This is a genomic window from Corallococcus llansteffanensis, assembly GCF_003612055.1.
Classification (GTDB): Bacteria; Myxococcota; Myxococcia; order Myxococcales; family Myxococcaceae; genus Corallococcus; species Corallococcus llansteffanensis.
In genome coordinates, this window is record NZ_RAWB01000369.1 from 1 (window position 1) to 10,094 (window position 10,094).

Annotated in this window: 6 protein-coding genes and 1 pseudogene; 5 read left to right on the plus strand and 2 right to left on the minus strand. The window is 72.3% G+C overall.

The window, feature by feature from the left end; translation table 11 throughout:
• The first annotated feature begins 175 nt into the window (after positions 1-175).
• Both D7V93_RS45245 and def read left to right on the plus strand, forming a co-directional pair.
• A complete protein-coding gene (locus D7V93_RS45245) occupies positions 176-5,464 on the plus strand; it encodes a response regulator receiver protein (RefSeq protein WP_443651965.1) in 5,289 nt (1,762 codons plus the stop codon).
• Positions 5,465-5,516: 52 nt separating this feature from the next.
• A complete protein-coding gene (gene def / locus D7V93_RS28475) occupies positions 5,517-6,044 on the plus strand; it encodes a peptide deformylase (protein ID WP_120646382.1) in 528 nt (175 codons plus the stop codon).
• Here the strand turns inward: def and nth are convergent.
• A complete protein-coding gene (gene nth / locus D7V93_RS28480) occupies positions 6,041-6,784 on the minus strand; it encodes an endonuclease III (protein WP_120646386.1) in 744 nt (247 codons plus the stop codon). The two genes, def and nth, sit on opposite strands and share 4 nt — an antisense overlap.
• On the opposite strand from nth, the gene ltaE reads away from it, so the two are divergent.
• Together ltaE and D7V93_RS28490 are read left to right on the plus strand one after the other, a co-directional pair.
• A complete protein-coding gene (gene ltaE, locus D7V93_RS28485; protein WP_120646383.1) occupies positions 6,783-7,808 on the plus strand; it encodes a low-specificity L-threonine aldolase in 1,026 nt (341 codons plus the stop codon). The genes nth and ltaE overlap by 2 nt on opposite strands.
• A gap of 306 nt (positions 7,809-8,114) precedes the next feature.
• A complete protein-coding gene (locus D7V93_RS28490; protein ID WP_120646384.1) occupies positions 8,115-9,137 on the plus strand; it encodes a M23 family metallopeptidase in 1,023 nt (340 codons plus the stop codon).
• Between the two features lie 21 nt (positions 9,138-9,158).
• Here the strand turns inward: D7V93_RS28490 and D7V93_RS28495 are convergent, their stop codons facing one another.
• Positions 9,159-9,428, minus strand: a complete 270-nt coding sequence (locus tag D7V93_RS28495) for an HU family DNA-binding protein (RefSeq protein ID WP_120535979.1) — start codon at positions 9,426-9,428, stop codon at positions 9,159-9,161.
• A 324-nt stretch (positions 9,429-9,752) separates the two neighbouring features.
• On the opposite strand from D7V93_RS28495, the pseudogene D7V93_RS28500 reads away from it, so the two are divergent.
• Positions 9,753-10,094: pseudogene (locus tag D7V93_RS28500) on the plus strand (DUF1565 domain-containing protein); the annotation flags it as partial.

Sequence of the window (10,094 nt, forward strand, 5' to 3'; positions counted from 1 at the left end):
GGGGGGCACGGCGTCGGACGGGGACTCGGGGCAGGCGTGGGGGGAGGAGGACCCGGACGCGGACATCGGGAAGGAGTGGGACGAGGATCCGGCCCCGGAGCCAGTGTTTCCTCCGGTGCCCGATGCGCGGGCGCTGCAGGAGCGCACGACGTTGCGCTTCCCCTTCCCGAACGAGATGGTGCCGCGCGCCGCCGCGCAGCCGGTGGAGGATCCGCTGGCGGTCACGGAGGATTTCGACGCGGAGCTGCGGGCGGACGCGGAGCGCCTGTCGCGGGAGGCGGACGCGGAGGAAGGGCTGCCCACGGGGAGGCTCGCGTTCCGGGAGGAGCGGCTCACCCCGCCGGGACTGCGGCCGGTGAAGCCCGCGCCCCGGCTGGGGGACGAGGACTTCTTCAACGTTGATTCGGACGAGGACGGCGCGAAGGCACCGGCGCGAGCGGGTTCGGAGCCGCTGGCCTGGACGGAGCTGGCGCCGGATCCCGAGCTGGAAGCACGCCGTCTGGGCGCGGGTCCGGCGGTCGCTCCGGCGGCGGAGGCTTCGGACGAGACGGACTTCGGTTCGGTCGCGGACGACGTGGCGGCGGGAGAGCGGGCGGCCGCGACCGATGCGGCCTCGGAGCCCACCGCGGAGGAGCTGGCGGCGGCGGGCCTGTCGAACTGGGACGTGCTGGAGGCGGAGCTCAAGGCCTCCGCGACCGCGCGGGAGCGGGAGGAGGGTGGGGAGCCCGACGCGTCCGCGAAGCCGGTGGGCGCGGACTGGTTCGATTCCGAGACCGTGGATGACGTGAAGGCCCCGGAGTCGGAAGGCGCCAGGCCCCTCGCGTGGTCGGAGCCGGAGCCTCGGGACGCCTCGGAGGCGCGTTCGGGAGACACGCTGCGGATGGGCAGGGCCTCCGAGCGCGCGAAGGACGAAGAGACGTCGGATCCGGAGGACTCCGCGAGCCGCACGGTTTCACGCCTGGAGTCCCGTGATGCGAACGGTGCTCGGCCGGACGCGGATGCCGAGACGGAGTCGCGCGATGCGGCCCGTGCGCGCGGTGCTCGCTCAGGCGTGGGTGCTGAGACGGAATCGCGCGATGCAGACCGTGCGAACAACGACTGGTCCGACGTGGAGGCAGGGACTGAAGCCCGCGAGGTGAGCGGTGCTCAGTCGGACGTGGATGCCGAGCCGGAGTCGCGTGATGCTTCCGACGCGGATCCGTCCCTGTCGCTTCCGACTGGCAGCCATGGAGCCGGTGAAACGGCGCTGACGGACCGCATCGCCGCGCATCGGGAAGGTGCATTGGCGTCGGACGACGCGGTGCCGACAGACCGCGCTCCTTCGCGTACCGGCGCATCGGACGCGGGCCATGCGTCCCGAGGAGATGCCCCGTCCACGCGTCCACCCGTCCCGGTTCCGGGAGGCCTTCGCCGGGCGAGCAAGGCGCGCACCGCGCTCCAGGAAGTGGTCGTTCCCGCCGCGCAAGCGGACGCACCGAATCCGGAGCTGGACGCGAAGCTCGAAGCGCTGCGCGAGGAACTCGCCCTGGCGTACGCCGCCATCGAGGAGGCGGAGGCCCGTGCGCTGGAAGCGGAGTCCCTGGCCGAGTCGGAGCAGGCGCTCCGAGTCGAACTGGAGGACCGCATCGCGAGCGAGGCGCGGGCGCGCGAGGACGCCCGGCTCGAAGCGGACGCGGAGGTCGAGGCCCGGAGCGCCGTGGAGGTGCGAGCCGAAGCGGAGGTCCACGCTCGCGCCCGCGCCGAGTCCCTGCTGAAGCAGGCTTCGGCGGCCCATGCGCACTCGGAAGTCCGGGCCGTGTCGGCGACACAAGCGTTGGCGGAGGTCGAGGCCCGGCTCGCGTCCGAGGCCGGCGGTCGCGTGGACGCGGAGTCCCGAGCGGACACCGAGGAGCGGGCGCGCCGCGAAGCCGAGGCGCTCGCGGAGATGGCGCGGCTCGAGCTCGCCGAACTCGAGAAGCGCGTCGCCGCGGAGGTCCAGGCGCGCGAAGAAGCCGAAGCCCGCCTCCGACAGGAGACCCAGGCGCGCGAGGAGGCCGAGGCCCACGCCGAACTGGAGCAGGCGGCGCGCACCGACGTCGAAGCGCGGCTGGAGGCCGAAGCCGAGGCGCGGATCGCGGCGGAGGCCCGGGCGGAAGCGGAAGCTGAAGCCCGGCTCGTGGCGGAAGCCCGCGCGGAGGCCGAAGCCACGGCCCGCGAGGAAGCCCGTCAGCGAGCGGAAGCCGAAGCCGAGGCCCGTCAGGAGATCGAGACCCGCGATGGCAAGGAGGCCGCGCTCCGCTCGGACCTGGAAGTCCGGCGTGCCGAGGCCGAAGCGCGAGCCGATGCGGAAGCCAAGGCCCGGGCCAGCGCCGAAGCGAAGGTGAAGCACTCCGTGCAGGCGCTGTCCCTGGTGGAGGTGCGAGCGCACCAGTTGGCCCAGTCGCTGGCCCAGTCCGAAGCGAAGGGAAAGCAGACCGCCCAGACGCTGGCCCAGGCGGAGTCCCGCGCGCAGGATGCCACGCAGGCGCTGGCCCAAGCCGAAGCGAAGGCGAAGCAATCCGCCCAGACGTTGGCGCAGGTCGAGGCGCGAGCGCAGCAACTGGCGCAGGTGCTGTTGCAGGTCGAAGCGAAGGGAAAGCAGTCCGCCCAGACGCTGGGCCATGCGGAAGGCCGTGCCACGCAGGCGGAGGAAGCCCGCGCCAGCGCGGAAGCCCGTGCGGAGCAGGCCGAGGAGGCCCGGAAGCAGGCCGAAGCCCGCGCCACGCAATCCGCCGAGGCCCTGGCCGAAGCGGAAGCCCGGGTCGCGCAGTCCGCCGAGGCGCTGACCCAGGCCCACGCCCGGGCGGAACAGTCCGAGGAGACGCGGAAGCGGACCGAAGCCCAGTTCGCGGAGACCTTGAATCAGGCCAACGCGCGGATGGAGCAGCTCAAGCAGGCGCGCCAGCGGGCGGAGGCGAAGGCCGCCCAGCCCGCCGAAGCCCTGCTCCAGTCCGAAGCCCGCGTGAACGAGCTGTCGGAAGCCGTGAAGCGCGCCGAGGCCCGAGCACTCGAAGCCGAGCAGGCGCGCGACGCCAACGCCGAGCAGCTCGAGCAAGCCCGAGCCGAAGCGGAGACGCGCGCCGAGCAGCTCACCCAGTCCCACGAGGACGCGGACAAGACCCACGCAGAACAACTCGAGCAAGCCCGTGCCGAAGCGGAGGCCCGTGCCGAAGAGCTTGAGCAGGCCCGTGCCGAAGCAGCGACCCGTGCCGAAGAGCTTGCGCAGGTACAGGTCGAAGCCGAGGCCCGTGCCAAAGAGCTTGAGCAGTCCCGTGCAGAAGCAGAGGCCCGCGCCGAGAAGCTAGAGCAAGCCCGTGCCGAAGCAGAATCACGCGCCGCGAAGCTCCAGCAGGCACAAGCCGAAGCAGAGCTCCGAGCCGAACAGTTCCAGCAGGGACAGGCCGAAGCAGAAGCCCGCGCCGCGAAGCTTCAGCAGGCACAGACCGAAGCAGAAGCCCGCGCCGCGAAGCTTCAGCAGGCACAGACCGAAGCAGAAGCCCGCGCCGCGAAGCTTCAGCAGGCACAGACCGAAGCAGAGCTCCGAGCCGAACAGCTCCAACAGGCACGGATCGCGGCGGAAGCCCGCGCCGAGCAGCTCGAGCAAGCCCGTGCCGAAGCAGGGACCCACGCCGAACAGCTCCAGCAAGCCCAGGCCGAGTCACAGGCCCGCACGGATCAGCTCACGCAAGCGCTCGCCGCCGCCGAGGCCCGCACGGAACAACTCGCGCGCGAGCTGACCGAAGCGCAGGCCCGAGCGGATCAGCTCACGCGGACGCAAGCCGAAACCCAGGCCCGCGCGGATCAGCTCACGGAGGCCCTGGCCCAGGCGGAGTCCCGCGCCGCCGAGCAGTCCGCCCACGCGCAGACCGACGCGGCCAGCCGCGCGGAAGCACAGGCGCAGGCCCTCCAGGACGCCGAGACGCGAGTCGAACAGCAGGCCCAGGCCCGCGCGGAAGCGGAAGCCCGTGCCCTCCGCGCCGAACAGAAGGCCACCGAATCCACCGCGCGAGCCACCTCCGAGGGCCGCCAACGCACCGTGCTGGAGGTCCGCCTGGAGTCGGAGGTCCGGGCGCGCAAGGACCTCGAGGCGCGCATCGAAAGCGAGTCCCAGGCGCGCGCCTCCGCCGAAGCCCGCCTCGCCGCCGAAGCCCAGGCACGCACCCACACCGAAGCCCGCCTCCAGGCGGAGTCCACGGCCCTCGCGCAGGCGAGAGACACCCTGCAGGCGCAGCTCGAACAGCTCCGCGAAGAGCTCACCCGCGAGCGCGAGGCCCGAGCGAAGCTGGAAGCCGACGCCATCGAACAGCGCCTCGAAACCGACCGCGAGCGCGAACAACTCGAGGCCCGCGCGCAGCGGGACGCCGAGGAGGCCGTGGCGCAGGCCCGCGCCGCGCTGATACCGCTCGAATCGCCGGGCCGTCCGGAGATGGCGGTGTCCCGCAGCGGCAGCCTCACCCAGGAAGGGCTCGCGCGCCTCGTCCTGCGGCTGTGCGACGCGCGCATGGAAGTGCGCCTGGAGCTCAAGGTCATGAACGCGCTGCGCGTGCTGTGGCTGCGCGACGGCGCGCTGGTGGGGGCCGCGTCCTCGGCGCAGGGCGAATCGCTCATCGACCGGGCCCGCGCGGACGGCCTCATCGACGCGCGCCAGGAGGCCGAGCTCCGGCTGGTGCGCAGCGCCACCACGGGCACGCTGCTGGAGGCCCTGCGCGGCCGCGGCTACGTGCGCGAAGCCGAATCCGTCCCGCTGGTGCAGCGCTACACCGAACAGGTCTTCCTGGACGCGCTCTCCGAACCCTCCACGCTCTACCGGCTGGTGCAGGAGCCCGCGCCCCACGAGGTCGCGCTCGCCGCCGCCACGCGCCCGCCGCTGCACCTGCTCGCGGAAGGGCTGCGCAACACCCTCACCGCGGAGTCCCTGCTGGACGCGGCCGGCTCCCTGCGCGCCCTGGTGTCGCGAGGCGACGCGCACATGGCTCCGGCGGACTTCGGCCTCTCCGCCCGCGAGCTCCAGCTCCTGCAGGGCGTGGACGGAGAGCGCACGCTGGAGGCGCTGCTGCTGGGCGCGGGGCTGCCCCAGGACGGGGCGCTCAAGACGCTCGCCGTGGCGCGGACGCTGGGCCTCATCGTGCTGCACCCGCCGTCGGAAGACGCCTCGGGGGACCTGCCCCCGGAACTGGACGTGCACCGCCTGGAGGCCAAGTTCGAGGAGGTCCAGGACGCGGACTACTTCACGGTCCTGGGGCTCGCGCGCTCGGCGGGCAGCGAGGAGGTCAAGCGGGCGTACGCTCTCCTGGCCGCCGAGTTCCATCCCCTGCGCTTCGCGGGCCACCCGGACCCCGCGCTCCAGCACCGGGCGCAGCAGATTCGGGCCGTGCTGACGGAGGCCGCCCGGGCGCTGGGAGACGACCGGCTGAGGGGCGAGTACGCCCGTAATCTGCTCGACTGATGCCCGGTGGGGACGGTTGCCCGGCGCGGTCCGGTGGGGTTAAGAGTCCCCCATGGTTCGCGAGATTCTCATCTGGCCCGACCCCATCCTGAAGCAGAAGGCCCGGCCCGTGGCGAAGGTGGACGACAAGGTCCGTGCGCTGGTGAAGGACATGTTCGAGACGATGTACGCCGCCGAAGGCGTGGGCCTCGCCGCCCCGCAGGTGGGCGTGCTCCAGCGCATCATCGTCCTGGACACCCGGCCGCAGCAGCCGGAGTCCAAGCCCCTGGCGATGATCAACCCGGAGTTCGTCGCCCTCGAAGGCGAGACGACCTACACCGAAGGCTGCCTGTCCATCCCCGGCGAGGCCGAGGACGTGGACCGCGCCGCCGTCGCCACCGTGCGCTACCTGGACGAGGACGGCCAGGAGCAGACGCTGCGCTGTGACGGCCTCCTCGCCATCGCCGTGCAGCACGAGACGGACCACCTGGACGGCACCGTCTTCGTGGACCACGTCTCCACGCTCAAGCGCGAGCTCATCCGCAAGCGGATGAAGAAGCTCAAGACGTCGCGCGAGCAGGGCGCCCCGGCGTCCGCTTAAGGCTTCGCGGTGGCGACGCCCTTCTTCGGGCAGCGCGCCGCCACGACGCAGGAAGCGCAGGCGGGCGAGCGCGCGAAGCACGTGCGCCGCCCGTGCCACACGAGGAGCTGGTGACCCAGGGTCCACCGCTCCCGGGGCAGGAGCGCCTGCAGGTCCTTCTCCACCTTGTCCGGGTCCTCGTGGGTGGTGAAGCCCAGCCGGTACGCGAGCCGCTTCACGTGCGTATCCACGGGGAAGGCCGCGTCGCCGCCCAGGTGGATGCACACCACGCCCGCCGTCTTGAGGCCCACGCCCGGCAGTTGTGCCAGCGTGTCGCGCACGAGCGGCACCTGTCCCCCGTGCTCCGCGACCAGCGTGCGCGCCGTGGCGACGATGTTCTTCGCCTTCGCGCGGTACAGCCCGCAGGTGCGGATGAAGGGCTCCACGTCAGTGGCTTCCACGCGCGCATAGGCCTGCGCGTCGGGGAAGCGGGCGAACAGGGCGGGGGTCACCAGGTTGACGCGCTTGTCGGTGCACTGCGCGGACAGGATGACGGCGACGAGCAGCTCCAGGGGCGTGCGGTAGTCCAGCTCGATGCGGGCGTCCGGCATGGCCGCCTCCAGACCGTCCAGGACCGCCACCGCGCGCTGCCGCTTCTCCGCCACTGTCTCTCGCCGGGCCACGCGGGCGTTGTATGTCACGGGAGGGCCCGGCCCAAGCACCGCGGGCAGGCCCCCCTTTCTTGAAGCGAGGAGAACCATGAAGCCCATCGACTTCCGCTCCGACACCGTGACGAAGCCCACGCCCGCCATGCGGCGCCTCATCGCCGACGCGGAGGTGGGCGACGACGTCTATGGCGAGGACCCCACGGTGAACAGGCTGGAGGAACGGGTCGCCGAGCGGTTGGGCCTGGAGGCCGCCATCTTCGTCCCGTCCGGCACGCAGGCCAATCAGCTGGCCATCGGCGCGCACTGCCGTTCGGGCGACGAGGTGCTCACGGAGGAGGGCAGCCACATCCTGCACTACGAGGGCGGCGCGGTGCCGGCGCTCTGGGGCGTGCAGCCGGCGCCGCTGCCGGGCGAGCGGGGCCTGCTGACGCCGCAGACGGTGACGGCGGCGGTGCGCGAGGACAACATCCACAACCCGCGCACGCGGCTGTTGTCGCTGGAGAACACGCACAACCGGGGCGGCGGCACGGTGTGGCCAGTGGAGCGCTTCCGGGCGGTGGTGGAGGCGGGCCGGAAGGCGGGGCTCGCGGTGCACCTGGACGGAGCGCGGCTGTTCAACGCGGCGGTGGCGGCGGGGAAGCCGGCGTCGGCGTGGGCCTCGCTGACGGACTCGACGTCGGTGTGCTTCTCGAAGGGGCTGGGGGCGCCGGTGGGCTCGGCGCTCGCGGGAAGGGCGGACGTCATCCGTGAGGCGCGGCGTCTGCGCAAGCGGCTGGGCGGAGGCATGCGACAGGCAGGCATCCTCGCGGCGGCGGCGCTGTACGCGCTGGAGCACCACGTGGAGCGGCTCGCCGAGGACCACGCCAACGCGCGGCGGCTGGCGGAGGGGCTGGCCCAGGTGCCCGGAGTGACGGTGGACCTGGCGCGGGTGGAGACGAACATGGTGTTCGCGAACCTGGCGCGCCCGGCGGCGGAGGCCTCCGCGCTGCTCCTGAAGCAGGGCGTCCTGGCCAACCCCACCGGCCCGCATTCCATCCGGCTCGTGTGCCACCTGGACGTGTCCACGGCCGACATCGACGACGCCCTGGCGCGGATCCGCAAGGCCCTCGCCGCCTGACGTCGGAGCCGGGAGAGCAGGGCGTCCCGTCTCCCGGAGCATGGGGGCCTCCTGGCACGCAGGAGACGGGCGCTGCGGGCGCATCCGCCTCGTGGCCCGCGCCGGGACGCCAGCCCCCAGGGGGCCACGAATGCCGAGGGCTGGAAATCCCGACCGCGCCAATGCCCCGCGACGCAGCGGGGGATGGCCCTGACACCCCCACGGAGCGGGCGGGTACGGACAGGACGCACCTGTCCGCCCCCCACTGGCACGGATGATCCGCCCGAAAAGGGTGCACGGGCCGGTGCGTGGTAGGCTTGCCGCGCCGTGCGCCGACCCGCCGTCCTCGCCCTGCTGGCCCTCTCTGCCTGCGCTACGCCGCGCGCGGAGAAGATGAGCTTTGAGGAGCTGTACGCGACCTCGGGCGACAGCGGCTCCGTCAGCGACTCCGGCCCCTTCCTCCCGCACGAGCCGGAGCGCGCTCCAGGCCCCCTGGCCCCAGAGCGTTCCCCGGAGCTCGACGCCGCGCTCTCCGCCTTCACGGAGAAGGCCCGCGCCTACCGCGAGAAGGTGCAGCGCGGCAGCGTCATGCCCGCCGAACAGGCGCGCAACTGGGAGGCCATGAACGCGGCGCTGGACGCCTTCCTGTCCCGGCCGGTGGAGCGCACGGACAGCCGGGACCTGACGCGGGCCCGGGGCGTGTTGGAGGCCGAGCTCGAGCAGGACGCGCGCCTCTACGGCGACATGCCAGGCCCGCTCGCGGAAGCCGTGGTGCTGCGCGTGGGCCGCCTCATCGTCCGCGCCTCCACGCTGCGCCGCTGGGAGCTGCCGCCCGAACCCTCCGGCCCGCCGCGCCTCGCCTGGCCCGTGGAGCCCGTCACCATCACCAGCCTCTACGGCGAGCGCTGGCACCCCATCACCGGCCAGCTCCGCCGCCACCTGGGCGTGGACCTCGCGGCCCGCCGGGGACAGGTCGTCGCCGTCGCGGAGAAGGGCGTGGTCCTGCGCGCGGGTTGGAACGGCGACCACGGCCAGCAGGTGGAGGTCCTGCACGCCGGGCAGTGGGTCACGCGCTACAGCCACCTGTCCCAGGTGCTGGTGACGACCGGCGAGGTGCTGACGCGCGGAGATGCGGTGGGGCTCGCGGGGGACACGGGCCTCGCGACCGGTGTCCACGTCCACTTCGAGCTCTGGCACGACGGCAACTCCCTGGACCCGCTGGAGGCGCTCGTCGCTCCCGAGCTCTCCCCCGAAGCACCCGAGCAGGCGCGGCCCGTGGCCCATCAGCTGCCGGAATCCTCCGCCCTCACGTCCCAGGGGCGCCACCCGACCGCGGGTTCGCGCCCCTGAGGGGGACGGTCCTGCTGACGACTACAGCGAGTTCTTCAGCTCCTTGGCGGGACGGAAACCGACCGTCTTCGACGCCTTGAGCTTCATCATCTCGTTGGTCTGCGGGTTGCGGATCTTCCGCGCCTTGCGCGAGCGCAGCGACCACGTGCCGAACCCCGGGTAGCTGAAGCGCGTGTCCTTCTTCACCGCCTTGCCGATGTTGTTGAAGACGATGTCGAGGATCTGGGCGGCCGACTTCTTCGTGAGCCTCGACTGCGCAGCCACCACCTCCACGAGCTCTGCCTTGGTCATGACACCCCTCCCTCTTGCGTTGTCTGGCGTTGAACGAGCGGATGGCGGAGGTAACAAATCGAGGTTTCGACTGTCAATGCGCCACCCGCTCCCGGGCCGGAAAATCGGCCTCCGGATGAAAACTGGGCATCGTGAAATACACCCTGTACAGAGAGGGAGGATCGCATCTTTTGATACACCGGCACACCCCCCTGGCTCCAGAAAGGTGAGGTGATCGGTTGATGATCGATTGCGGATGAAAGTCTTTGGAAGATCGATCACTTAGCAATGGGTCCTGATCCAGTTCCAGCAAGGCACCGTCGAGGGGCTAGAGTGCCTGCCCGCGTGCCATCCCGACTGCTGCCATGGTTCCTGATCCTGCTGTGCACCTGTGCGCGGCCGCCGCTGAGGCCGGCCGGGCCGGTGGAGCTCTGGGTGGACGGGGCGGTGACAGGGGGGGACGGCACCCGTGAGCGCCCCCTCCGGTCCCTGTCGGAGGCCCTGACCCGTCCCGGTTCGTTGCTCGTGCACCTGGCCCCCGGCCGCTACGAAGGCCCCTTCCTGCTGCCCGAGGGAGCGAGCCTCGTGGGCGCGGGTCCCACGTCGGTGCTCACGGTCGCGGGCGCCGGGCCAGGGGTGGTGGAGACCCAGGGTGAAGCGTCCCTGGAGGCCCTGATGGTGGAGGGG

What these genes read in the sequence shown, in the direction of transcription:
- D7V93_RS45245 (WP_443651965.1), top strand. Translation starts at nt 176, where the DNA reads ATGGTGCCGCGCGCCGCCGCGCAGCCGGTGGAGGATCCGCTGGCGGTC.
- def (WP_120646382.1), top strand. Translation starts at nt 5,517, where the DNA reads ATGGTTCGCGAGATTCTCATCTGGCCCGACCCCATCCTGAAGCAGAAG.
- ltaE (WP_120646383.1), top strand. Translation starts at nt 6,783, where the DNA reads ATGAAGCCCATCGACTTCCGCTCCGACACCGTGACGAAGCCCACGCCC.
- nth (WP_120646386.1), bottom strand. Translation starts at nt 6,784, where the DNA reads ATGGTTCTCCTCGCTTCAAGAAAGGGGGGCCTGCCCGCGGTGCTTGGG.
- D7V93_RS28495 (WP_120535979.1), bottom strand. Translation starts at nt 9,428, where the DNA reads ATGACCAAGGCAGAGCTCGTGGAGGTGGTGGCTGCGCAGTCGAGGCTC.